Genomic DNA, 23,372 nt, shown 5'->3' on the forward strand with positions numbered 1-23,372 from the left:
GGGCTGGAGCAGCATAGGGGAATCTAACTTCCTCTACCCTGCTCCCAGCCCCTGTTTTACGTTGCGTTAAAAACTACATGCAGCAGACGCGCCTTCCGGCCGACGCCAGATATACCCTATTAGAGGTTCGATACGATGTCTTTCGTATCGCGGGCAATCATGATTTCTTCGTTCGTCGGGATGACGTACATCTTGACAGTAGAATCATCCGTGCTGATCAGCGTATCTTTGCCGCGGACATTGTTCCGTTCGGGATCCAATTTAGCGCCCAGGAATTCCAAGCCCTGGCAGATAGCGGCGCGGTCTTCAATGCCATTTTCGCCTACGCCGGCCGTAAAGGTAATGACGTCGACGCCTTCCATGGCAACAGCCAACGCGCCGATCAATTTACGAACCTGATAGTGGAACATGTCGAGCGCCAGCTGAGCCCGTTCGTTGCCTTGGGACGCTGCGTCGCCGAGATCGCGGAAGTCGCTGGAAACGCCGGAAATGCCGAGAACGCCGGATTTTTTGTTCATGAGAGCGTCCATTTCCTTCGTGGACAAGTTGTGCTTATCCATGACGTTGAGGACGATAGCCGGGTCGATATCGCCGCAGCGCGTGCCCATGAGTACGCCTGCCAGGGGAGTAAAGCCCATCGTCGTGTCGACGCATTTGCCGTATTTGATAGCTGCCAGGGAAGATCCGTTGCCCAAATGGCAGTTGATGATGCGCAGTTTTTCGACAGGTACGCCCATTACTTTCGCAACCTGGCCGGCTACATAGCGATGGCTCGTGCCGTGGAAGCCATAGCGGCGGATGCCGTCTTCTTTGTATAATTCATACGGGAGGCCATACATGAAAGCTTTCGCCGGCATTGTCTGATGGAAGGCCGTATCGAATACGCCGACCTGAGGAACGTTCGGCATAATCGCTTTGCAGGCGTTGATGCCGATAATGTTGGGCGGATTGTGGAGCGGAGCCATAGCGGAGCATTTTTCCAGGGCTTTCATGACTTCGTCCGTAATCAGCGTCGAGCAGGCGAATTCTTCACCGCCGTGAACGACGCGGTGGCCTACGGCATCGATTTCATCCATCGATTTGATGACGCCGCATTCTGCGTCTGTCAAAATATCCAATACGAGCTTAACAGCAACTTGGTGATCCGGAATAGACTGCTGGATTTCTTTTTTCTGGCCATTCCATTTATGGGTCAGCAAAGAATCGGACAAGCCGATTTTTTCGACAACCCCTTTTGCCATGACTTCTTCATTGTCCATGTTTACCAACTGGTATTTCAAGGACGAGCTTCCGCAGTTTACAACCAATACGATCATGCAATTTACCCTCTTTCATTTTCTGTAATTATTTTATTTGGCCAAAAATATACTCGGTCACTTCCTGTCCCATGCCGTCGCCTTGACGGTACATGTACATGACGTGCCAAATTTGACCGTTATCTTCAAAGAAGAGACTCTGTACGACGAGATCGGATACTTGGCCGTTCAGGGGTTCGCGGTACGTATACTCCCCTTTCACGGCCGGTCTTCCGCCGGCTGTCGTCGGAGTGATCTTCGTTTGCAGATCCGAAATATCCGGCGTCTGTTCCAGCATGGCCACGTCGCGCTCGGCTGCCATCTGCGGCGTCATTTCACCGGCAGGCTCCGACATCACGATCAGATTCAGGTGCTTGTCGTTGTTGACATACATCATGGCGCCGCTGCCCTGCCGTCTGACATGGGCTAAATCAAAGGGACTCAGGAGATATACTTCCGAATCGCCGGCCTTCAGCTGGGCGTATCCAAAGCTGTATTCCTCCATCATCGTAGCGCCGCCGCAGCCGGCCAGAAGCATTGCCGCCGCCGTCATCGCCGCAACAGATAAGGTTTTCCATCGTTTCATCATACAACCACCTAATTTTATGCTTTCTCCAGACTACGTTCATTATAGCATATTCCGCTTTTGATAAAAAGGGAAATATGAGGACAATCATGAATTCCTGTCATGCCTTTTATACAAGCATATTAGCCATATTATTCTACTCTATTTTTTATTTCAATCGCCCTTCATCGTAGTATATAATAAACAATACATTAGAAACTCAAACGTCAGATAAAGGAGACTATTATGAACCGCATTGCCGTCATTGCAGAATACAATCCCTTTCACAACGGCCATCACTATATGCTTCGCACCCTGCGCAGCCGTTTCGGCAGCAGCGCGCCGATCGTCGTCGTCATGAGCGGCTCTTTCGTCCAGCGCGGCGAGCCGGCCTTATTCGATAAATGGACCCGGGCGTCCTGGGCATTGGACGGCGGCGCCGACTGCGTTGTCGAGCTGCCGGCCCTCTACGCCTTGTCCAGCGCCGAAGGCTTTGCCGCCGGCGCCGTCCGGCTGGCGGCCCGCCTCGGCTGTACCCATCTGTCCTGCGGCGTAGAAGACGGTACGGCCGACGATTTTCATCGCCTCGCCCAGGCGTCCCTTGCAGTCCTCGACGATTTCCGCCCCGGCCAAACAGGGCTGACCTACGGCCAGTACGTCAGCCAGGCCACGGCCAGTCAGACTACGCCGGAAACGGCGGCGCTCCTCGGCGAGCCGAACGCCCTGCTGGCCCTGGAATACGTCAAGGCGATTCATCGCTACGCGCCGTCTTTCGAATTCGTCCCCATTCTCCGGCAAGGAAAACATGACGGAGCAGACTTAACCGGCCCCTTTGCCAGCGCCTCGGCGATTCGCCGCGAGCTGCAGGCCGGCCGCCTTGAAGATGCCGCGCCGTATCTTCCAGCAAAGGAGCTGGCCGACATAGGCCGTCTCCTTTCTCAGGGCCAATACGCCGACTACAGCCGCTACGGCGACTGCATCCTGTACCGCAGCCGCCTCCTCTCGCCGCAGGAACTCCTCGCCTTGCCGGCCTTTTCGGAGGGCCTGGAAAACCGCTGGCAACGCTGCCTTCTGCAATCGACGTCCTGGCCGGAAGCGCTCGACGCCTTGAAGACGAAGCGCTACGCCTACAGCCGCCTGCGCCGCATGGGAGCCTATACGGCCCTTGCCGTAAGCCGCGCCGATATGGAAAAAGCCTACCTCGAAGGGCCCCAATACGGCCGTGTATTGGCCTTGTCGCCCCTCGGCGCGTCCGTCTTAAAGGAAGCGAAAAAAGAAATCCCCATCATTACGAGGCTGCGGACAGGCCTGAACCGCCTTTCGCCCTTCGGGCAGCGAATGATCCAGTACGATATGCGGAGCACCGATATACAATCCCTGTGCTTCCGCTCGCCGTCCGGCCGCGGCGGCCTGAAAGATTATTACGCCTCGCCTTCCATGAAAAAGTCCATATTTCGCCAGTAATCTTTTTTCTTCCCATGCAGTCCGCATTAATATTTGTATATTCTGCAAAAATTTGCTATGATGTACTATGTTATCATTTTTATTTCATATCCCAAAATCAAATTTTATAATCAGGGGATTGGAAGGGGTTTTGCAGCATGGGGATATCGTTAAATCTAAATATTTATCAAACCTTGGCGGCCGCCATCATCGTATATTACGTCGGCGTGTTTCTGCGCGTCAAGCTGGGCTTTCTCCGCAAGTATTGTATTCCGGCTCCGGTAGTCGGCGGCATCTTATTTGCAATCCTCAACTGCGTCTTGTACACGAACGAAATCTGGACGTATGAGCAGGACACGACGATGCAGAATATCTGCATGATGCTTTTCTTTACGAGCGTCGGCTACACGGCCAGCCTAAGCCTGATCAAGCGAGGCGGCGTCCTCGTATTCAAGATGGCCGTAATCACGACAGTTTTGATTCTCTGCCAAAATATCATCGGCGTAGGATTGACCAGCATCTTCGATTTGAATCCCCTCATGGGGCTTGCGACAGGTTCGATTCCCCTAGTCGGCGGCCACGCTACGTCGGCGGCCTTCGGCCCGGTTCTGGAAAAAATAGGCCTTGAAAACGGTACGACTATTTCCGTCGCCGCAGCTACATTCGGCCTCGTCGCCGGCGGCATCATCGGCGGCCCAGTCGGCGAACGCCTCGTCCATAAATTCGACCTGCACAGCAGCGCCGCTGCAGAACGTCTCGACCCGGCCGCGGCGCAGCCGGAAGTAGAAAAGCTGGAAGCCGCCGCAGCGGATAAAGAAAAAGCCCATGAAGCCATCGAGCAGGAACAAAAATCAGGCCAGACGATTAACAATCACCGCTTCATGAACGCCATGGCCCACCTCTTTTTAGCCATGGGCCTGGGCACGTTAGTCAGCAATTTCTTCGTCAGCGTCGGCCTCGTCTTCCCGGCCTACATCGGCTCTATGCTCGTCGCCGCCGTCATCCGGAATATTGCCGACTTCACCCACGTCTATCCCGTATACCAGCGGGAAAGCGAGGTGCTCGGCAACTTAGGGCTGACCATTTTCCTGACCTGCGTCCTCATGAGCCTGAAATTATGGCAGCTCGGCGCGCTGGCCCTGCCGATGATCGTCCTCCTGCTGACGCAGACCGTATTCATGGCCCTGTTCGCCTATTTCATCGTCTACCGCACCATGGGCAGGAACTATGAAGCGGCCGTCATGTCGTCAGGCGTCTGCGGCTTTGGCCTAGGCGCAACGCCGAACGCCATCGCCAATATGACGGCTATGACGGAGCTCTTCGGTCCGGCGCCGACGGCATTCTTCGTCATCCCCCTCATCGGTTCGCTCATCATCGACCCTGTCAACGCGTCGATTCTCATGATATTCATCAATATTTTGATTTAATATATTACAGCAAACAGGCTGATGCAGCATCAAGGAATGTTCTGCATCAGCCTGTTATTATTTTATATAATTCTTCATCTACAATGCCATATTATCTTAATGGCAGCATGGTATAGGTTAAATCCAGCGCAGGTTCCAATAGCAATATCGTCTCATGGCTTCTCCAACTCATGAAGCATATTGTGCCAGTAGGCTGCCTGTTGTATATCCTGCCGCACGCCTTCGCCATGCTCCAAGGCATGTATATAATTCTTGATTCCCTCCGTATAGCCGCTGGCAGCCGATAAGGCAAACCAATACGCCGCCTGCTGCAAATCCTGAGCGACGCCGCGGCCGTCGCGGTACAGCTGGCCTAAATTATTCTGCGCCGGCCCGTCGCCGGCAAAGGCCGCCTGCTCATATAGGGCTGCCGCCCTCGCCTCGTCCTTTTCGACGCCCTTTCCCATTTCATACAAATATCCTAAATTATTTTGGGCAATAAAATTTCCCTGAGCTGCGCCCTGAGCATACCAATAGGCTGCCTGCTCATAATCGGCCTCGCCGGTATAGCCAAATTGATACATGATGCCGGCGTTGCACTGCCCGTCGGCGTCGCCGCTCCGTCCGGCCTGTTCGTACCAAAACAGGGCCTCCCTATAATCTTGGGGCACGCCGCAGCCGATTTCATATAAATGTCCCAAATTATTGGCCGCCGGCCCATGTCCCTGCAGAGCCGCCTTCTTATACCAGCTGCCGGCCCGTTCGTAGTCCTGGGGCACGCCCAATCCCTGTTCGTATTGATAGGCCAGGTTATACTGTCCTTCGGCCCAGCCGCGGCGGGCCGCCATGCCGTACCAATAGACCGAGCGAGCTAAGTCGTCTTCATCGCCGTCGAAAAAATATACGTCGCCAAGGCGGCACTGCGCTTCCGCATCGCCCTGAAAGGCCTGCTTTTCCAAGGCCAAGAGATTTTCTTCTTTCATATACTACCCCTTCTTTATCATCCTATTGGCATTGTACGGAAGGGATTTTTTATTGTCAAGATAGATCTTCTTCGTTTTTATCTTTTGCTCTATTGACTTTTTGACTTTTATGGGTATAATGATACTTGAGCATATACAAATACTCGCACACCATATTACGTTATGAATCGCCTGTAATATAAGGAGGTCTTATTATGGGAAACGAAAAATACACGCAGAAAGTAATCGACGCGTTTCAGTCAGCCCAGCAAATCGCCGCGCTGCACTATAATCAGGAAATTTCTTCCGTCCACATGCTCATGGGGCTCGTAAAGGAACCGGAAGGTCTTCTCTCCACGATTTTCTCCGAATGCCATACGGATTTGCCTATGCTGCAGGCCCGTTTGGAACAAATGCTGAAAAAGATTCCCTCTGTCAAAGGACAAAGCCAAATGTCCATGTCGACGGAAATGGTCCGGGTCATCGGCAAAGCCCAACAGCTGGCGGAATCCATGCACGACGACTATATCAGCACGGAACATCTCCTCATGGGCATCGTCGAAGAAAGCAGCGACGATATGCAATCCTTGTGCCGCGAATTCGGCCTGACGAAAAACAACATTATGACCGCCGTGAAGGCCAACCGCAAGAGCAACGTCAATACGGACAACCCGGAAGGCAATTATAAGGCCCTGGAAAAATACGGCCGCGATTTGACGGCCGCCGCACGCCAGAATAAGCTGGACCCGGTCATCGGCCGCGACGACGAAATCCGCCGTACTGTCGAAATCTTGTCGCGCCGCCGCAAAAACAACCCTGTCCTCATCGGCGAACCGGGCGTCGGCAAAACGGCTATTGTCGAAGGGCTGGCCCGCCGCATCGTCAGCGGCGACGTACCGGAATCGCTGAAAAATAAGACGCTTTACTCCCTCGACATGGGTTCTCTGATCGCCGGAGCTAAATACCGCGGCGAATTCGAAGAACGACTCAAATCGGTCTTAAACGAAATCGCCAAATCGGACGGCCAGATCCTCCTGTTCATCGATGAAATCCATACGGTCGTAGGAGCCGGCGCGTCTGAAGGCTCCATGGACGCCGGCAACATCTTAAAACCGATGCTGGCCCGCGGCGACCTGCGCTGCATCGGCGCGACGACGCTGAACGAATACCAGAAGTATATCGAAAAGGACGCCGCCCTGGAACGGCGCTTCCAGCCCGTCATGGTCGACCAGCCGAACGTAGAAGACACGATTACCATCCTCCGCGGCCTGAAAGAACGGTATGAAATCCATCACGGCGTCCGCATCCGCGACAAGGCCCTCGTAGCCGCCGCCGTACTGTCGGACCGCTACATTTCCGACCGCTTCCTCCCCGATAAGGCCATCGACTTAGTCGACGAAGCCGCCGCCAAGCTGCGCACGGAAATCGAATCGATGCCGACGCCTATCGACGAACTGCGCCATAAGATCATGCAGCTGGAAATTGAAGAACAATCGCTCACGAAAGAAACGGACGAAGCTTCAAAAGAACGGCTGGCCAAAATCGTCGAAACAAAAGACGAGCTGAAAGAAAAAGAAAGCCAGCTCAAAGCCCAGTGGGATGAAGAAAAGCAGTCTATCCTCCGCACGCAGGCCATCAAAAAGGAAATCGATTCCGTCAGAGGCCAGATGGAACAGGCAGAACACAACTACGATTACGCCAAGGCGTCGGAATTAAAATACGGCAAGCTGCCTGAACTGGAACAAAAGCTGAAGGACCAGGAAGCCTATTTGGCAGAACATCAGGATTCGCAACTCTTAAAAGAAGAAGTTGGCGAAGAAGACATTGCCCAGGTCGTCAGCCGCTGGACAGGCATCCCCGTCACCAAGATGCTCACCGGCGAACGGGAAAAACTGCTCCACCTCGACGAAACCCTTCATAAACGAGTCGTCGGACAGGACGCGGCCGTCCAGGTCGTCAGCGATGCCATCATGCGGGCCCGCGCCGGCATCAAGGACCCGAACCGCCCCATCGGCTCGTTCATCTTCCTCGGCCCGACAGGCGTCGGCAAGACCGAACTTGCCAAAACCCTGGCCGAAGCCCTCTTTGACGACGAACGGAACATCATCCGCATCGATATGTCCGAATACATGGAAAAACACACCGTGTCCCGCCTCATCGGGGCGCCTCCGGGATACGTCGGATACGATGAAGGCGGCCAGCTGACCGAAGCCGTTCGCCGCCGTCCCTACAGCGTCATCCTCCTCGACGAAATCGAAAAGGCCCATCCGGACATCTTCAACGTCCTCCTGCAGATTCTCGACGACGGCCGGCTGACTGACGGCAAGGGCCGGGTCGTCAACTTCAAGAACACCATCATCATCATGACCAGCAACTTAGGCTCTCATGAAATCCTCGAATCGCAGAATTTCGAAGAAGCCGATAAAAAGGTCCGCGACTTGCTGAAACAGTATTTCCGCCCGGAATTTCTCAACCGTGTCGACGACATCGTCGTCTTCAAGGCCCTGCAGAAAGAACAGGTCAAAGATATCGCCTCCATCCTTCTGGAACGTTTGGGCGAACGGCTGGAAAAGCAGGTTAAGATTCACCTTACGTGGAGCGACGAAGCGCTGCAGGCCCTGGGCGATCAGGGATTCAACCCGCAGTTCGGCGCCCGTCCGCTCCGCCGCCTCATTACCCATACGGTAGAAACGGCGCTGAGCCACGACATCATCGCCGGTACGGTACGCGAAGGCGATACCGTCGCTATCGGCTTCGACGGCAGTGAATTTACCTTCACGCCTATGCGCCGCCACGAAGACAACTAACTAAGACTAGGACAAGAAAGGCCACAGCATCCTAACTGATGCTGTGGCCTTTTGCTGTATACGCATTGTCTTTTTTCCCTATGGGGCTATAATAAAAGTATATGTTGACGAGGAGGAATGATTATGAATCGAAGCACTATTGCCTGCTGTCTCCTGGCCTTGGCCGCCCTGCTCTCCCTGAGCGGCTGCGGCCAGACGGCGGAATCTGCAGCGGCAAAGCCGGCAGCGCAGCCAGCTCCCGCATCGCAGCAGCGCGCCGCCGACATCAGCGCCGATGACGCCCTGTCCATCGCCTTGGATCATGCCGGCGTTTCTGCGAATCAGGCGTACAATGTAAAAATAGACCGCGACAGGGACGCCGCCATTCCCGTATACGACGTGGAATTTGAAACGGATTACGGCGACTACGATTTTGAAATCGACATGCACAGCGGAGACATCGTCGGCTCCGATTACGAAGTCAAGGACGAATGGGCCCGCCGTCAGGACAGGCATCCCGTTTCCATGGACGAAGCGAAAGACATCGTCTTATCCAAGGTGCCCGGCGCTTCGCCGCAGGACGTGCAGATCTGGCGCGAGTCCGACGACGGTGCGCCGCGCTATGAAGGACGGCTTTTCACCGGCACGATGTATTACGAATTTGAAATCGACCCGGACACGGGCATTATACTGGATTGGAATGCCGATAAGAGAAAATAGGCCGGCACACAAAAACAGCGTCTCCGCTCCTTTCGCCGAGACGCTGTTTTACTATGCAAATGAAATTACAGGCGATGAAGATGCTTTAAGGACAAATCCAAAATCGGCGCAGAATGGGTCAAGGCTCCGCTGGAAATATAATCTACTCCTACATCCTTCAGCTTGCTGATGTTTTCTTCTGTTACGTTGCCCGAGCATTCCGTTTCCGCCCGGCCGTCGATGATAGCCACAGCTTCCTTCATCATATCGTGCGTCATGTTGTCGAACATGATAATATCGGCGCCGGCTTCGACGGCTTCGCGCACCATGTCGAGGGTTTCCGTTTCCACTTCTATCTTGCGGACGAAGGGTGCGTAGGCCTTGGCCATGGCGACGGCTTTCGCCACCGAACCGGCCGCGCCGATGTGATTGTCCTTCAGCAAAATGCCGTCGGACAAATTGTAGCGGTGGTTGCAGCCGCCGCCGACGGTAACGGCGTATTTTTCCAAAAGCCGCATATTCGGCGTCGTCTTGCGCGTGTCGAGGAGCTTAATACCGCTTCCTTCCAGCAGCTTGACGACCCGGTTTGTGTACGTAGCCACGCCGCTCAGGCGCTGCAGGTAGTTGAGCGCCACCCGTTCGCCCGACAGCAGCGCCCGGATATCGCCGCGGATGACGGCCAGCTTCTGCCCCTTGGACACCCTATCGCCGTCTTTGACATAAAAGGTAAAGTCCGTCTCTTCATCCAGCAGCGTAAACACTCTGGCAAAGACCGGCAAGCCAGCGATGACGCCGTCGGCCTTGCTGAGCAGCTCTACTTCGCCCAGGCAGGCTTCGGGCATGACGGCGTTCGTCGACACGTCCTCACTGCTGATATCTTCCTGCAGGGCCATCATCAATATCGGATCTACATGCAGCTTCATCGTAATCGAATTCAGTTCGTTCATTGTGCGCTCCGCTCCCGTTCCATTTCTTGTAATACTTCGGCCTTATACTGCGCCGCCAGCGTACGTTCTTCCTTTTTCAGCGCCTGAACAGCCCGTTCGCCGAGCCATTCAAATTCTCCCTCTGGACGCGCCGCCGGACGCCGTATCTGCTGGCTGACCTGCCCGGCCGCCCGTTCGGCAAAGACCAGGCTTTCCAGCAGTGAGTTGCTGGCCAGGCGGTTTTTACCATGCACGCCGTTGCAGCTCGTTTCACCAACGGCGTATAATCCGTCCATCGTCGTCTTGCTGAAAGAGTCGACGTGGATGCCGCCCATGAAGTAATGCTGGGCCGGTACGACGGGAATCCAGTCCTTCGTTACGTCGAAGCCCTCTTCCAGGCATTTCTGATAGATATTGGGGAAATGGCGGAAAATCGTGTCTTTTCCGAGGACCGTCATGTCCAGCCATACGTAGGGCATGCCGTCTTTGGCCATTTGCTTGCGGATTTCCGCCGTCATCACGTCGCGGGGCAGCACCTCGCTGGCAAACCGCCGGCCGTCCTTGCCGTACAGCCTGGCCCCCTCGCCGCGGACAGATTCGGAAATCAAAAAGCTTCGGCCGGGATGAGTCGTATACAGCGACGTCGGGTGAATCTGCACGTAGTCGATATGCTCCAGAGCGATGCCGTGCCGGCGGGCAATGGCAATGGCGTCGCCCGTCAGGTGGGGAAAATTCGTAGACCTTTCGTACAATCCGCCTACGCCGCCGCTGGCTAATATCGTCTTGGCAGCTTCAATGGCCATGTATCCGCCTGCTTCATCCCGGGCGATAATGCCGAGACACCGGTTATCCTTGGCTACCAAATCGATCATCGTCGTATATTCCAGAATCGTCACATTCGGCAGGCCGCGCACGGCGGCCAGCAGCTTGCTGGTAATTTCTTTCCCCGTCACGTCTTCATGGTAAAGAATCCGCGCTTTGGAATGACATCCTTCCCGCGTGTAATCCAGCTGCCCGTCCTTCATGGCGAAATCCACGCCCCAGCGGATAAGCTGGTCGATGACGCTGCGCGAGGAACGAATCATGATGTCGACAGACTCGCGCCGGTTTTCATAATGGCCGGCTTTCAGCGTATCTTCCATGAAGCTGTCATAATCGTCTTCGTCGCGCAGCACGCAGATGCCGCCCTGAGCCAAATAGGAATCGCTGTTTTCTGTCTGGTCTTTCGTAATCATCAGCACCTGCTTGTCCGTCGGCAGGTGGAGCGCCGCAAAGAGCCCGCTGGCGCCGGTCCCTACGATCAGCACGTCCGTATTTATTATCTTCATACCTATTCCCTCTTTATCAAATCGCCTTATTCAGCTAATTCCAGCATACGGTCCAGCGAACGAAGCGCTTTTTCCCGCACTTCGTCGGACACGGTAATTTCTCCCGTCCCGTCGCGCAGGCACTGCAGTACCTTTTCCAGCGTCACTTTCTTCATATCTTCGCAGACCCGGCCTTCCATGACGGAATAAAACGTCTTTTCCGGATACCGCTTCGTCAATTCGTACATAACGCCGTCCTCGGTCCCGATAATGAATTCGTCGGCTCCGGCTTTTCCGGCATACTCGATAATGCCGGCCGTACTGCCGATGTAATCAGCTAAGGCCAAAACTTCTTCCGGGCATTCGGGATGAACCAAAAACAGGGCCTTGGGATGCTGTTCCTTGCAGGCCCGTACGACGTCCGGGCGGACGCCGTTGTGCCGGGGACAGTAGCCGTCATTGCACAGGATATGCTTTTCCGGAACCTGCGTGCTCACGTAATGCCCCAGGTTTTTATCGGGAATAAAGAATATATTGCGCTGCGGCAGCTTTTTGACGATGTGCACCGCATTGGACGACGTAACGCACACGTCGCTGTGCGTCTTAATCTCCGCCGTGGAGTTCACGTAGCATACGACAGCCAGGTCGTCGTACTGCCGGCGCATGTCTTCTACGGCCTTCGCCGTGACCATGTGCGCCATAGGGCAATCGGCCGTGCTGTCCGGCATGAGGACCCGTTTCTGCGGATTGAGGATTTTTGCGCTTTCTCCCATGAAACGTACGCCGGCGAACACGATCGTCTGGGCGTCAGTCTCTTTTGCCTTCTTGCTCAAGTAAAAAGAATCGCCGACGTAATCGGCGACGCGCTGTACGTCGTCGGGCACGTAGTAGTGAGCCAATATGACGGCGCGTCGCTCCTCTTTCAGCCGGGCAATTTCCTTTTCAATCAATTCCATTGCAATCCCCTTTCTCTTCATCGTTTACCTGCTATTATAGCATCAAGCATTTACAGCTGACAAGACAATGAATGATATTTCTTTTGCCGTAAAACAGAAGGCATATTCAGCATAGTTTTATGACATTTTGATATGTTAACCATAGGCATCTCTTGCCCGATAGCTTCGGAGGTCGCATTTTTACGTATATTTTACGATAATAGAAAATACTTATAGTATCTCCGTCCTTATTTCCATTTGGAAAACTGCGTTTACAAGGCGGAAAAAACAGTATATAATGAGCTGTACTAAACTAACGGGTGGAAATTCATGGCTAATACATTAGGAAAACATTTACTGATAGACTTTTACAACTGCAAGGCAGAACTGACGACGAACGACGAACTGCAGAATCTGGTAAAAAAGGCCTTCGAGCCTGTCGGCGCGCCCATCGAGGGCATCACGCTGTACCATGACGACGCGGAGGAGCTCGTCTGTATCGGCGTGTCGAAAAACGCCCATCTCTGCATCCACATTTATCCCCAGCTGGCTTACGTCGCCGTCGACATTTACAGCTTCAACAACGACCTCAACGCCAGCCACGTCATGAGCACGCTGAAGGTCATCTTAGGCTCCGACCGCATCAAAGCTACGAGCATCCGCCGCGGCGACTTCGGCTCGCTCCGCGACATGCGGCCTGCCCGCAAATCGAAGATTACGACGGTCCGCCGCATGAAGAATACGGGCTCTCGCATCAAAAAAACGAGCGCCAGGATGTTTAATATCCTGCGCCATCCGCAAAAAATGCGCCGTTCCCGGCGCATAAAAAAGAAGTAATATAGTATTGAAGAAAGGTTTTGTCCGTCATGTACATGGTATCGCTGAAACAGGCCGCCGGCATCGGGATGGAGGAAATGAATTCCCTCGACACGATTACGGCGGAGCTGCTCAAATTCATACAACTGAAGAACCAACGGCTGTATATGCACTCCCTCCAGGTTGCCAACTACAGCGTCAGCATCGCCGCCAAGCTGGCTCTTCCCAAAAGTGAAATTGAGCAGATCAAGCACGCGGCCCTTCTGCACGACGTCGGCCTTCTCTTCGTTTCCAATACGCTGCTGGCAAAAATCCCCTATCTCAACCGCCGGGAAAACGCCCAGTACAAGCGCCACGCCGCGGCGGGCGGCAACATGCTGGAAAACATTCCCTGCTGTCAGGATATCGTGCCGTATATCCGCTATCACCACGAACGGTGGGACGGCTCGGGATTTCCCAAGCACCTGCGCGGGGCCAATATTCCCTTCGGCGCCCGCATCATCGCCGTCGCAGACTACTACGACCGCATCATCAACCCGTCGACAGAGCTCTGGGCCAAGACGAAGCAACAGGCCGTCCGCGAAATGTTCAGCGCTTCAGGCATCCTCTTCGACCCGGAAGTCGTCAAGGCATTTATCGAAACGTTAGGTCAATTATAAGGCGCCGCTGGCAACGACGAATCCCGTCACGCTAGCAGCGCCTTTTTTGTGCAGCGCGTAAGCGCAGGCTTCCATCGTCGTCCCCGTCGTATAAATGTCGTCGACCAACAGAATATGCTTTCCCCGTACCTCAAACGAGCCTTTGACTTCAAAGGCTCGTTTTACGTTGTCAGCGCGGTCCGCCTTGTCCAGATGCCACTGGGCCTGGGTTGAGCGGACGCGCTGCAGGCCGTCTTTCCATGGCCAGCGCCGTTCCGCCCAGGAGCGGAACAATACTTCCGACTGGTTGAACCCCCGCTTGCGCTCTTTTTCCGGAGCCAGGGGCACCGGCACGACGCAGTCGATATGCCCCAGCCGCTCCGGCCAGGGAAACTGCGTCAGCAGTTCCTCCGCAGCCCGTCCGTAGCACACGGCTCCGTCATATTTAAGCCGCTGCAGCATCGTCCGGACAGGCCCGCGGTAATCGCACAGGCAGTAACAGGCGGCCAGGCGGCTTTCCCGTTTCCGCGCGAGCCGGCGCGGACGCCAGACTGCCCCAAAACAGGAAGAACACCACTGGCCATGACGGCTTACAGCAGCGCCGCAGCCAGGACAGCGCGGCGGATACAACAGGTTCAGCAGCCATTCCTTCAGCATATTTCTTCCTCCCTCAGCCGCTGAGCCAGCAAGGTAAAGCGCCGGCTCGTCCGCACGTTTTGAACGGCCGTGCGCAGGGCCGCTTTCGTACCGACAAGGATGACCTTGCCCTTGGCCCTCGTAACCGCCGTATACAGCAGGTTCCGCTGCAGCATGATGCCATGGCTGTTGACGAGCGTCATGATAACCGTATGGTACTCGCTCCCCTGGCTCTTATGAACCGTTATGGCATAGGCCAGGGTAATTTCATCGATTTCCTGCCCTTCGTACTTGACGTCCTGCTCCGGATAGCGCACGTACACGATGTCGTTCTGCACGGCAAAAATCTCGCCGATATCGCCGTTAAATACGCCCTTGTCATAGTTGTTCTGCTTCTGCATGACCTTATCGCCTGTACGGAAGGTCATCTTTCCCGCCTTATGCTCGCCTTTTCCTTTTTGGGGTCCGTTGACGGCGGACTGTATGACGGCGTTTAAGTTGTCGACGCCGCAGGGATTTTTATACATAGGCGACAGCACCTGCACGGCGAACTTGTCGCCGGCCTCCGCCGTTTCTGCCGCGTACAGCCGGCAGATCACGTCCGCGCCCTGTTCTTCCCGTTCAATTTCCACGAATCGGAATTCCTCGTCTTCATTGACTACGGGCAGGCGGCCGCCGTTGATGAGATGGGCGTTCGTCACGATGCGTCCCCCTTCTTTCTGGCGGAAAATCGTCTGCAGCCGCACGACGGGGAGTATTTCGGACTGAATAATATCGTGAAGGACGGCGCCGGCTCCGACCGACGGCAGCTGATCTGCGTCGCCGACGAGGATGCACCGGCAGTGCGGGCTCAGTGCCTGCAGCAAGTGATACAGCATTTCCATATCCAGCATGGAAACTTCGTCGACGATGACCAAATCGGCGGGCAGCTGCTTCGTTTCGTTGTATTCGAAAACCTGCCGGCCGCCGGCAAAGCCTTCCGGCACGAGAAGGCGGTGAATCGTCTTAGCCTTGCGCTCCGTCGTTTCGGCCAGGCGCTTCGCCGCCCGCCCCGTAGGCGCGCACAAGACGATGCGCAGCCCTTCCTGCTCGGCCAGGCGGATAATCGCCTGCACGACCGTTGTCTTGCCGGTCCCCGGGCCGCCGGTAATGACCAGCATCCCCGACTGCAGGGATTGGGATACGGCTTCGCGCTGCCCCTCGGCCAGCTGGAACTGACACGACTCCTGCCAGCGGTCTAAAAACAATTCCACATGCCTTCGCGGCTTAGGCGGCGTATACGCGGCCATTTCCCGGATCCGCTCGGCAACGCCCCGTTCTTCTTCATAGGCCTGCAGCGTATACACATAGGTCTCTCCGCCGTAATCATCGGCACAAAGCTGCCCCATGGCGAGCGCTTCAGTCAGCACATCCCGCAGCATCAGCTGTTCCGCCCGCAAGATGAGGGACGCCCGGTAGACGAGCTCCCTATCAGGAATACATACGTGGCCGTTCTGCGTCATGTCCTGCAGGACATACGTCAAGCCCGCCGCCAGCCGCTCCGGCGACTGCGGGTCCATGCCGTACGCCAAGGCAATCTGGTCGGCCGTTTTAAAGCCGATGCCGTCTATTTCGGCAATCATGCGGTACGGCTCCTCTGTCAGCACATACAGGGCTTCTTCGCCGTATTTCTGCACGAGCCGCGCCGCATAGCGCCCCGACACGCCGTGGGTCTCCAAATCCAAGGCCAGGTCGTTGACCTGCTTTTCTTCATAAAACGATTCCGTAATGACGGCCAGCTTTTTCGCGCCGATGCCTTCGATTTCCAGCAGGCGTTTTGGTTCCTTTTCCAGGACGGCCATCGTCTGGCTGCCGAAGGCCGATACGATACGGCGAGCCAGAGACGGCCCGATGCCCTTGACGGCGCCCGACGCCAAAAACCGCTCGATGCCGTCGGCCGTATCGGGAATGAGGCGCTTCCACGCCAACGCCGCCATTTGGCGGCCATACTTTTTATGCTGGGTCCACCGGCCCATGATTTCTATGCGGTCTCCAACCAGCGGCTTCGGGCCGTTTCCCGTAACCGTCAGCAGGGACTCGTCGTCTTCGCGCCGAATGCGGAAGACTATATAATCCGAATCGGGGGCCTCAAACAAAACGCGTTCTACCGCCCCCTGCACCGTTTCCATATCTGCCATATTTATAACTTCATATACTCCCGTTCATAGTTTTTGCTTTCGTCCATAATGCATTGATAGATCTTCTGCAAGTACGGAGCCAATTCCTTATACTGCGCCATAGCGGCAATCTTGTCGAGGACCTGCCGCTCCCGCCGCGGGTCGAATATTTCCATATGATTTTCTTTTTTATATGCGGCTACCTTCGCCACTACCTGCATGCGCTGCTCCAGCAAATTCGTCAGCTCTTTGTCCAGCCTGTCAATTTCCTTCCGGCATTCTTCCAAATTCATAGGTGTCTCCTTCTACGAAAATAAGATGGTACATATGTACTTATTATACGATATATGTCATACCCTGGCTAGGCAGAAATAGGCAGGAAAAAACCTGAAGCAGCGCAGTGCCGCCTCAGGCAGGTAACATACGTTATGACGCATCTCTATTCATTTCCGGCTAACGTCAGCAGCAGCTGAAACCTCTGATCTGTCCGCTGCTGAATTGCCGCAATCGCTTCGTCGCTGAGTGCCTTGAACTTGCCGATGGCTTCGACAAAGTCGGCTACGGGCAGGGGATTGGCCGGCTTGACGTTTACGGTCAGCTTGCCTTCGGCCATTTCCCACAGAGGAAACAGATTGGACTCTACAGCCCGGCGAGCCATCGTAATACTCATGTGGCTACCATAGCCCCAGCCCGTCGGGCAGGGCGAGAAAACATGCAGGTACGCGAAGCCCTTCTTGCTGGCCGCCAACCCCTTCTGGATTTTTTCCACCATGTCCTTCATATGGGACGGCGAGGCCGTAGCACAGTATTCGATCTGATGCATAGCCATGATGAGGGGCACATACTTCTGCTGCTGTTCCTTGCCGCTGATTTTGCTGCCCAGAGGCGTCGTCGACGTGCGGGACCCCAGCGTCGTCGTCGAGCTGCGCTGATACCCCGTGTTCATATAGCCTTCGTTGTCGTAGCAGATATACAGCATCTTTTCGCCGCGCTCTGCCGCGGCCGACAAGCTCTGAAAGCCGCAGTCAGCTGTCGCGCCGTCTCCTGCGACGGCGACGATGTTGACATCACTTCGTCCCTTCCGTTCGTACATGCGCGACAAGCCGCTTAAAAAGGCCGCCGTGTTGTCCAGAAGGGTAATGTGAACCGGCGTTTTCTGCCCGTTGGCATAGTTCCAGCCGACGACGCCGGCGCCGGCCAAGCATCCCGGCGGAATCGCCACAATAGTATTCTTTCCGGCGACCTGCATGACCCGCCGCAGGATCAATTCGCCGCCGCAGCCCTGACAGGCCGACATGCCCGGCGTAATCTGATCGGGCGCGTCCTTCAGCAATGATACGTAGTTCATACGATTCCCTCCTCAATCCTTCAGCAGCCACTTGACGGGCCGTTCGCCTTTTTCATCTTTATGGGTTTCTAATTCATCTATAAGTCCTGAAATCTCCGTCAATGAAATATCAGCGCCGCCTAAGCCGCCGATAGCCGAAAAATGACAGTACGACGCCCCCTGGTCGGCAAGGGCCGCCTTGACTTCCACATGCATCGGCCCCTGGCTCCAGCCGAAGGATACGCTTCGGTCGAGGACACAGAAGGCCTTCTTGCCCAGAAGAGCCTTGGCAATGCGGTTTCCCGGGAAGGGCCGCGTGAAGCGCAGGCGGATGAGGCCGGCTTTGACGCCCTTTTCACGGGCTATGTCAACGGCGTCCTTCGCTGTGCCGCTCATGCCGGCAATGGTAATCAAAACGACGTCGGCGTCGTCGAGGCGGTATTCTTCAATCGCGCCGCCGTAAGACCGGCTGAAGGCGGCGGCGAATTTCGCGTCTACCTCTTCCAGTACGGCTAGGGCCCGTTCCATTGCGTCCAAATGGCTCTTTCTGTATTTCATCAGCAGCGGGCCCGCCGTCAGCGGGTCCAGAGCCAGAGGCTTATCGGGATTTAAAATAGGATTCCAATCTGCGCTGTAATGAGGCAGGAATGCATCGACGTCTTCCTGATCAGGCAATTCCGCACCCTCCGTCAGATGGGAGCTGTAAAAGCCGTCGTAGCACACGTTGATAGGCAATAAGACCCGCGGATCTTCGGCCAGCATGTAGCCCTGAATGATCATGTCGATGATTTCCTGATTGCTCTCGCAGAATACCTGCATCCAGCCGGCTTCACGGACGGACATGGCGTCCTGCTGGCCGCTCCACACCGTTTCAGGCGACGTCATTTCCCGCGTTGCCAAGGCCATGACCATGGGCAGGCGCAACGTAGCCTGCCGCATATAGGGCTCGAACATCAGGGCCAGCCCTTGGGCGCTCGTCGCCGTAAAGACCCGTCCTCCTCCGGCAGACGCACCCTGGACGGCGCTCATGGCCGAATGCTCGCTCTCTACCTGAATCATTTCCGAGTCCAGCCGGCCGTCGTATATCATATCAGCTAAATGTTCTACGACCTTGGACTGCGGCGTAATCGGGTAAGCCGCTACCAAATCGGGACGGCACAAGGCCGCCGCTTCCGCCGCCGCGTCGTTCCCCGTCAATACTACCTTTCTGCTCATCGTCTAGCAGCCTCCTTCCGGTACCATCGCAATCGCCCCGCGCGGGCATTCCTGGGCGCAGATGCCGCAGCCCTTGCAGTAGTCATAGGTAATTTCGTACGTATTATCTTCACGGCCGACGATGGCGTTCACCGGACAGTACGTCAGGCACATGCCGCATTCCACGCATTGTTCCTTGTCCATGACCGGGCGGAATACGCGCCACGACGCCGTATCCAAAATGTACATCCCCGTATCGCCGACTGGCGTAATATACTGGCGTTCGCTCATAGTTTCTCCCCCTTACTTGTATTCCGCAGCGCTGTCGTAAGCCCGGACAGCTGCTTCCTTATTCTCTGCGCCAAAGGTATGCTCAATCTTATCCAACAGCGTATCCTTATCCACCAAGCCTGTCGCCTTGGCAAAAGCGCCGAGTATGGCCGTATTCGGCATGTTGCGGCCTAACAGGCCTTCCGAAATTCCCGCGGCGTCGACGAGCCATACGCTGCCGGCCTGAGGCGGAAGGGGCAGCTCTTCCCGTGTTTTAGTCGTATTGAGAATCACCATACCGCCTGCTTTCAAGCCGTCGAAGGTCTCCGGCGCCGACACGAGGGAATCGTCAAATATAATCAAGATATCCGGCTCATAGACCTGCATACGGCGGCGAATCGGACTGTGAGACAAGCGCAGATACCCAAATACAGGCGATCCCTTCCGTTCTACGCCGAAAAAGGGAATAGCCTGTCCGTACAGCCCTTCGGCTACGGCCGCTTCCACGACGAGCTGCGACGCTTTGACCACGCCCTGGCCGCCGCGGCCCTGCAAACGAATTTCCTTCATAATTTCATCTCCTCGCTTGTTCATATAAAGATACTTTAGTTTCTTTATATGAACTTTATATTTCTATGTTAGAATGTTTAAATCAATATGTCAATGAAAAATATGATGCATGAGAAAGCGATATTTTCCGCCTCTTTATGATGTGCCCGCGTCATATCTATAGGTCTCTTACGGTGAGTATGCTATAATAAAAATGATTTATACATTGTACACAAAAAACTAACCCCGCAAAGGATACTGTATATGAAAGAAGACGCCTCGAATAAAGAAAAATATATACTCACCTCTGTAGACAATACGCTGTCTCTCCTAAATCTCTTCTTCGACTATGAAGAACTCAGCGTAAACGACGCGGCCAAGCTGTTGGGCCTCAGCCGCAGCACAGTGTTCCGTTTCATGGTCACCTTGGAAAACCGCGGCTTTTTATCGAAGACCGACCACGCCACCTATCGTCTGGGCCTCAACATGTTTTCCCTAGGCATGCTGGCCTATAACCGCATGGAGCTGGCCGCCCTCATCCACCCCTACCTGCAGGACATCGCCCGGCAGACGGGAGAAACGAGCCATTTAGGCATCGTCGACGACGGCATTCACATCATGTTCATCGACCGCGCCTTAGGCACGTCGCAGCTGAAAATGGAAACGGCCCTGGGCTATCGTCAGCTCGCTCACCACACGGCATCGGGCAAGGCGATTTTAGGATTTCAGTCCGACCAGGTCATACGAGAATATATAAAAAGAGTCAGCTTCCAAAAGCTGACCCCTGCGTCTCTCGGCGATGCCGGCGAGCTCCTCCACCTTCTCGACCAGGTAAAAAGAGAGGGCTACGCCTGCGACAACGAAGAAAGCGAACTCGGCCTGACCTGTTTTGCCGTCCCTATCGTCGACGCAACAGGACGAGCTGTCGCCTCCATCAGCATTTCCGGTCCGACGACGCGCATGAAAACGCATAAAAAATCGCATATTGTCCTGTTGAAACATACGGTTGACGAATTGTCCAGGACATTGCGTTAAATGCCTGCTCCAGCGTATTTTATTTTCAAATTTGGTATAAACCCTGATGAAACCTTTAATTGTCAACAAGAAAAACATTCGCTATAATATACAGGTAAGTTTTTTTTTACTATAGTAATACTATAAAAAAGGTTGTGATTGAATGAAAGAAGAACAACAACAGCTGCGCCGTAGCTTAAAAGCCCGCCATCTGAATATGATCGCCATCGGCGGCGCTATCGGCACAGGCCTGTTTGTCGCCGGCGGCGAGACCGTCAGCACAGCCGGTCCGGGCGGTGCCCTCGTTGCCTATTCCCTCATCGGCGTCATGGTATATTTCCTTATGACCAGCTTAGGGGAAATGGCAGCGTACCTGCCGGTCAGCGGCTCCTTTGAAACGTATGCCAACCGCTACGTCGATAAATCCTTAGGATTTGCCTTGGGTTGGAACTATTGGTTCAACTGGGCTATTACCGTCGCAGCCGAACTGGTTGCCGGCGCCCTGATTATGAAATACTGGTTTCCCGATGTCCCGGCAGCTGTATGGAGCGGCATTTTCCTGATTATCTTATTTGTCCTTAATTATCTTTCGACCCGCTCGTACGGTGAAAGCGAATTTATCTTTGCTGGTATCAAAGTTCTGACAGTATTAATTTTCCTCTGCGCCGGCGCCTTCCTCATTCTGGGACTCGGGCCCGAGCCGTCGCCGGGATTCGTAAACTGGACGGTCGGCGATGCGCCCTTCGTCGGCGGATTTACCGCCATGCTGAGCATCTTCATGGTTGCCGGCTTCTCCTTCCAGGGAACGGAAATGATCGGTATCGCTGCCGGCGAAAGTGAAAATCCGGAAAAAAACGTTCCCCGTGCCGTTCACTCTATTTTCTGGCGTATTTTGTTATTCTATTTAGGAGCCTTCGTCGTCATTGGGTTCCTCATTCCCTATACGGACCCGAATCTTCTCAATTCGAGCGTAGAAAATATTTCTATCAGCCCCTTTACGCTGGTATTTGAACGCTTCGGCCTGGCTGCCGCCGCCTCGATTATGAACGCTGTTATTTTAACAGCCGTATTATCTGCCGGCAACTCCGGCCTGTACGTCTCGACGCGTATGCTCTACGCCATGGCCCAGACCGGCCAGGCACCAAAATGTTTCCTCAAGCTGAATAAGCGCGGCGTTCCGTCGTATGCGCTGTTCGCAACGGTTATCTTTGGCCTGGCAGCCTTCCTTACGTCGCTCATCGGCGAAGGCAAGGCCTACGACTGGCTCGTCAACATCAGCGGCATGGCCGGCTTTATTACCTGGATCGGCATCGCTATTTGCCATTACCGCTTCCGCCGCGCCTACGTGGCCCAAGGCAAGGATTTAAAGGAATTGCCCTACAGAGCAACCTTCTTCCCCTTCGGCCCCCTGCTGGCCCTGCTCATGTGCATCATCGTTACGGCCGGTCAGAACTACTCCGCCTTTACGGGAGCAGAAATTGACTGGTACGGCGCCAGTGTCGCCTACATCGGCATTCCCGTCTTCCTCGCCGTATACCTGTATCACAAGGTAAAACACCATACGAATATTATTCCGCTGGACGAAGTAGACTTGTCCCGCCATAAATAAGACAAACAAAAAAAGGCACGCGAACGTTATATATGATTCGCGTGCCTTCTTTTTTTTCCTACAGCATCTGTCCGGCATGTACATCGCCCCCTGCATGAGCTGCAGCCATCTTAGCTCTCTTCTCCGCGTTGTGCTTGCCGAACCAGTGGATGCGGCATTCGCGGCTGCAGAAAATCCGCCGCCGGTCCAGCGGGTCCGTAACAAGGACATGCTTTCCGCATTCCCGACAGGAAAACTTGCGGTACACCGTGACGGCCTTTACTTTCTTCGAATGTTTCCAGTACAGCTTTTCGCAATGCTGGGAGCAAAACTTCATCCTGCCGTCCGAATGATCTCGTACTCTGACGATGGTACCGCATTTCAGACAGCGGAATTCACGAATTACCGGAGCCGTAGCCGGAGCGGCGGCCCGGATATCGTTGACGCCATGACGGTTGGCATACCGCCGGCATTCGGCGCTGCAGTACTTCTGAATAGATCGCCGCGGCGTAAATTCTTTCCCGCAAATTACACAATTCATCGCTTCACTCCCTCGCTCTCTCGTCATACGCCGTCGGCGACATGCCGCATCGTCAACTACCAGCGTACGTTTTAATATATTTATAATTTACATTAATGATTTCATAATATTTTTTAATATATAACTACATTATATAGAGAGTGCCCGGAAAAATCAATTGGTTTTGATAAAATAAATACAAATTCTTCAAAAGGTTAATTGTAAAATGAATTTGAACAGGTAATCAAAAAACAAAAATCCATAGTGAAGCTTCATGTTAAAATGGTTTTGCGAGAAATCATCAACAAAGGAGCAATCACTATGGATCACATCCATTCTA

Annotated in this window: 22 protein-coding genes; 8 read left to right on the top strand and 14 right to left on the bottom strand. The window is 54.4% G+C overall.

Annotated elements, in window-relative coordinates:
• Positions 1 to 119: 119 nt before the first annotated feature.
• On the bottom strand, positions 120 to 1,316 hold the full coding sequence (locus tag CJ260_RS08845) for an acetate/propionate family kinase (protein WP_087476938.1): 1,197 nt from the start codon (positions 1,314 to 1,316) through the stop codon (positions 120 to 122).
• A 28-nt stretch (positions 1,317 to 1,344) separates the two neighbouring features.
• A complete protein-coding gene (locus tag CJ260_RS08850) occupies positions 1,345 to 1,884 on the bottom strand; it encodes a hypothetical protein (protein ID WP_232818840.1) in 540 nt (179 codons plus the stop codon).
• A gap of 222 nt (positions 1,885 to 2,106) precedes the next feature.
• Between CJ260_RS08850 and CJ260_RS08855 the strand changes: the two genes are divergently transcribed.
• On the top strand, positions 2,107 to 3,324 hold the full coding sequence (locus CJ260_RS08855; protein ID WP_087476936.1) for a nucleotidyltransferase family protein: 1,218 nt from the start codon (positions 2,107 to 2,109) through the stop codon (positions 3,322 to 3,324).
• Between the two features lie 137 nt (positions 3,325 to 3,461).
• Entirely contained in the window at positions 3,462 to 4,730 is a 1,269-nt protein-coding gene (gene gltS / locus CJ260_RS08860) for a sodium/glutamate symporter (protein WP_233127938.1), read from the top strand.
• Between the two features lie 152 nt (positions 4,731 to 4,882).
• Here gltS and CJ260_RS08865 read toward each other — a convergent pair whose 3' ends face one another.
• On the bottom strand, positions 4,883 to 5,692 hold the full coding sequence (locus CJ260_RS08865) for a tetratricopeptide repeat protein (RefSeq protein WP_095629932.1): 810 nt from the start codon (positions 5,690 to 5,692) through the stop codon (positions 4,883 to 4,885).
• Between the two features lie 194 nt (positions 5,693 to 5,886).
• On the opposite strand from CJ260_RS08865, the gene clpB reads away from it, so the two are divergent.
• Positions 5,887 to 8,478 carry an ATP-dependent chaperone ClpB gene (gene clpB, locus CJ260_RS08870; protein ID WP_087476934.1) on the top strand — a complete coding sequence of 864 codons (2,592 nt, stop codon included), beginning with the start codon at positions 5,887 to 5,889 and terminating at the stop codon, positions 8,476 to 8,478.
• A 123-nt stretch (positions 8,479 to 8,601) separates the two neighbouring features.
• Positions 8,602 to 9,177 (top strand): PepSY domain-containing protein, encoded by a 576-nt coding sequence (locus tag CJ260_RS08875; protein WP_158221391.1) that lies wholly within the window; start codon positions 8,602 to 8,604, stop codon positions 9,175 to 9,177.
• Between the two features lie 65 nt (positions 9,178 to 9,242).
• Here CJ260_RS08875 and nadC read toward each other — a convergent pair whose 3' ends face one another.
• From nadC to nadA, 3 genes are read right to left on the bottom strand one after another with little or no spacing between them, the layout of a single operon-like run.
• Positions 9,243 to 10,103, bottom strand: coding sequence for a carboxylating nicotinate-nucleotide diphosphorylase (gene nadC, locus CJ260_RS08880; protein ID WP_233127939.1), 861 nt, complete (start codon positions 10,101 to 10,103; stop codon positions 9,243 to 9,245).
• Positions 10,100 to 11,410 (bottom strand): L-aspartate oxidase, encoded by a 1,311-nt coding sequence (locus tag CJ260_RS08885; protein ID WP_087476932.1) that lies wholly within the window; start codon positions 11,408 to 11,410, stop codon positions 10,100 to 10,102. The genes nadC and CJ260_RS08885 overlap by 4 nt, the downstream gene beginning before the upstream one ends.
• Before the next feature lie 26 nt (positions 11,411 to 11,436).
• Positions 11,437 to 12,345, bottom strand: coding sequence for a quinolinate synthase NadA (nadA, locus tag CJ260_RS08890; RefSeq protein WP_095629934.1), 909 nt, complete (start codon positions 12,343 to 12,345; stop codon positions 11,437 to 11,439).
• A 309-nt stretch (positions 12,346 to 12,654) separates the two neighbouring features.
• Here nadA and CJ260_RS08895 point away from each other — a divergent pair, with 309 nt between their 5' ends.
• Positions 12,655 to 13,161: an S-adenosylmethionine decarboxylase family protein gene (locus CJ260_RS08895; protein ID WP_087476930.1), complete on the top strand. Its 507-nt coding sequence runs from the start codon at positions 12,655 to 12,657 to the stop codon at positions 13,159 to 13,161.
• 29 nt (positions 13,162 to 13,190) lie between these two features.
• Positions 13,191 to 13,799: an HD-GYP domain-containing protein gene (locus CJ260_RS08900; protein ID WP_095629935.1), complete on the top strand. Its 609-nt coding sequence runs from the start codon at positions 13,191 to 13,193 to the stop codon at positions 13,797 to 13,799.
• Here the strand turns inward: CJ260_RS08900 and CJ260_RS08905 are convergent.
• The 7 genes from CJ260_RS08905 to CJ260_RS08935 form a co-directional block, all read right to left on the bottom strand.
• A complete protein-coding gene (locus CJ260_RS08905; protein ID WP_095629936.1) occupies positions 13,794 to 14,435 on the bottom strand; it encodes a ComF family protein in 642 nt (213 codons plus the stop codon). The two genes, CJ260_RS08900 and CJ260_RS08905, sit on opposite strands and share 6 nt — an antisense overlap.
• On the bottom strand, positions 14,429 to 16,591 hold the full coding sequence (locus tag CJ260_RS08910; RefSeq protein WP_095629937.1) for an ATP-dependent RecD-like DNA helicase: 2,163 nt from the start codon (positions 16,589 to 16,591) through the stop codon (positions 14,429 to 14,431). The genes CJ260_RS08905 and CJ260_RS08910 overlap by 7 nt, the downstream gene beginning before the upstream one ends.
• A gap of 2 nt (positions 16,592 to 16,593) precedes the next feature.
• Positions 16,594 to 16,863 (bottom strand): chorismate mutase, encoded by a 270-nt coding sequence (locus tag CJ260_RS08915; RefSeq protein WP_087476926.1) that lies wholly within the window; start codon positions 16,861 to 16,863, stop codon positions 16,594 to 16,596.
• A 146-nt stretch (positions 16,864 to 17,009) separates the two neighbouring features.
• Entirely contained in the window at positions 17,010 to 17,918 is a 909-nt protein-coding gene (locus CJ260_RS08920) for a thiamine pyrophosphate-dependent enzyme (protein WP_095629938.1), read from the bottom strand.
• A 12-nt stretch (positions 17,919 to 17,930) separates the two neighbouring features.
• Positions 17,931 to 19,112 carry a phenylglyoxylate dehydrogenase gene (porA, locus tag CJ260_RS08925; protein WP_095629939.1) on the bottom strand — a complete coding sequence of 394 codons (1,182 nt, stop codon included), beginning with the start codon at positions 19,110 to 19,112 and terminating at the stop codon, positions 17,931 to 17,933.
• Positions 19,113 to 19,115: 3 nt separating this feature from the next.
• A complete protein-coding gene (locus CJ260_RS08930; protein WP_095629940.1) occupies positions 19,116 to 19,382 on the bottom strand; it encodes a 4Fe-4S binding protein in 267 nt (88 codons plus the stop codon).
• 12 nt (positions 19,383 to 19,394) lie between these two features.
• Positions 19,395 to 19,931: a 2-oxoacid:acceptor oxidoreductase family protein gene (locus tag CJ260_RS08935; RefSeq protein ID WP_158221392.1), complete on the bottom strand. Its 537-nt coding sequence runs from the start codon at positions 19,929 to 19,931 to the stop codon at positions 19,395 to 19,397.
• A gap of 243 nt (positions 19,932 to 20,174) precedes the next feature.
• Here CJ260_RS08935 and CJ260_RS08940 point away from each other — a divergent pair, with 243 nt between their 5' ends.
• On the top strand, positions 20,175 to 20,945 hold the full coding sequence (locus CJ260_RS08940) for an IclR family transcriptional regulator (RefSeq protein ID WP_087476921.1): 771 nt from the start codon (positions 20,175 to 20,177) through the stop codon (positions 20,943 to 20,945).
• A 142-nt stretch (positions 20,946 to 21,087) separates the two neighbouring features.
• Positions 21,088 to 22,533, top strand: a complete 1,446-nt coding sequence (locus CJ260_RS08945; protein ID WP_087476920.1) for an amino acid permease — start codon at positions 21,088 to 21,090, stop codon at positions 22,531 to 22,533.
• Between the two features lie 58 nt (positions 22,534 to 22,591).
• On the opposite strand, the gene CJ260_RS08950 is transcribed toward CJ260_RS08945, so the two are convergent.
• Positions 22,592 to 23,053, bottom strand: coding sequence for a hypothetical protein (locus CJ260_RS08950; protein WP_087476919.1), 462 nt, complete (start codon positions 23,051 to 23,053; stop codon positions 22,592 to 22,594).
• Between the last annotated feature and the right edge of the window lie 319 nt (positions 23,054 to 23,372).

Origin of the sequence: Megasphaera sp. ASD88 (assembly GCF_002287425.1) — a bacterium.
GTDB classification, from domain to species: domain Bacteria; phylum Bacillota; class Negativicutes; order Veillonellales; family Megasphaeraceae; genus Megasphaera; species Megasphaera stantonii.

Bases quoted from the DNA above. Each gene is read 5' to 3' on its own strand.
- CJ260_RS08900 (WP_095629935.1), top strand. From the start codon at position 13,191: ATGTACATGGTATCGCTGAAACAGGCCGCCGGCATCGGGATGGAGGAA.
- CJ260_RS08850 (WP_232818840.1), bottom strand. From the start codon at position 1,884: ATGATGAAACGATGGAAAACCTTATCTGTTGCGGCGATGACGGCGGCG.
- CJ260_RS08845 (WP_087476938.1), bottom strand. From the start codon at position 1,316: ATGATCGTATTGGTTGTAAACTGCGGAAGCTCGTCCTTGAAATACCAG.
- gltS (WP_233127938.1), top strand. From the start codon at position 3,462: ATGGGGATATCGTTAAATCTAAATATTTATCAAACCTTGGCGGCCGCC.
- CJ260_RS08915 (WP_087476926.1), bottom strand. From the start codon at position 16,863: ATGAATTTGGAAGAATGCCGGAAGGAAATTGACAGGCTGGACAAAGAG.
- CJ260_RS08945 (WP_087476920.1), top strand. From the start codon at position 21,088: ATGAAAGAAGAACAACAACAGCTGCGCCGTAGCTTAAAAGCCCGCCAT.
- CJ260_RS08885 (WP_087476932.1), bottom strand. From the start codon at position 11,410: ATGAAGATAATAAATACGGACGTGCTGATCGTAGGGACCGGCGCCAGC.
- CJ260_RS08935 (WP_158221392.1), bottom strand. From the start codon at position 19,931: ATGAAGGAAATTCGTTTGCAGGGCCGCGGCGGCCAGGGCGTGGTCAAA.
- porA (WP_095629939.1), bottom strand. From the start codon at position 19,112: ATGAGCAGAAAGGTAGTATTGACGGGGAACGACGCGGCGGCGGAAGCG.
- nadA (WP_095629934.1), bottom strand. From the start codon at position 12,345: ATGGAATTGATTGAAAAGGAAATTGCCCGGCTGAAAGAGGAGCGACGC.
- CJ260_RS08855 (WP_087476936.1), top strand. From the start codon at position 2,107: ATGAACCGCATTGCCGTCATTGCAGAATACAATCCCTTTCACAACGGC.
- CJ260_RS08910 (WP_095629937.1), bottom strand. From the start codon at position 16,591: ATGGCAGATATGGAAACGGTGCAGGGGGCGGTAGAACGCGTTTTGTTT.
- CJ260_RS08895 (WP_087476930.1), top strand. From the start codon at position 12,655: ATGGCTAATACATTAGGAAAACATTTACTGATAGACTTTTACAACTGC.
- CJ260_RS08940 (WP_087476921.1), top strand. From the start codon at position 20,175: ATGAAAGAAGACGCCTCGAATAAAGAAAAATATATACTCACCTCTGTA.
- CJ260_RS08875 (WP_158221391.1), top strand. From the start codon at position 8,602: ATGAATCGAAGCACTATTGCCTGCTGTCTCCTGGCCTTGGCCGCCCTG.
- CJ260_RS08930 (WP_095629940.1), bottom strand. From the start codon at position 19,382: ATGAGCGAACGCCAGTATATTACGCCAGTCGGCGATACGGGGATGTAC.
- CJ260_RS08905 (WP_095629936.1), bottom strand. From the start codon at position 14,435: ATGCTGAAGGAATGGCTGCTGAACCTGTTGTATCCGCCGCGCTGTCCT.
- nadC (WP_233127939.1), bottom strand. From the start codon at position 10,103: ATGAACGAACTGAATTCGATTACGATGAAGCTGCATGTAGATCCGATA.
- CJ260_RS08920 (WP_095629938.1), bottom strand. From the start codon at position 17,918: ATGAACTACGTATCATTGCTGAAGGACGCGCCCGATCAGATTACGCCG.
- CJ260_RS08865 (WP_095629932.1), bottom strand. From the start codon at position 5,692: ATGAAAGAAGAAAATCTCTTGGCCTTGGAAAAGCAGGCCTTTCAGGGC.
- CJ260_RS08950 (WP_087476919.1), bottom strand. From the start codon at position 23,053: ATGAATTGTGTAATTTGCGGGAAAGAATTTACGCCGCGGCGATCTATT.
- clpB (WP_087476934.1), top strand. From the start codon at position 5,887: ATGGGAAACGAAAAATACACGCAGAAAGTAATCGACGCGTTTCAGTCA.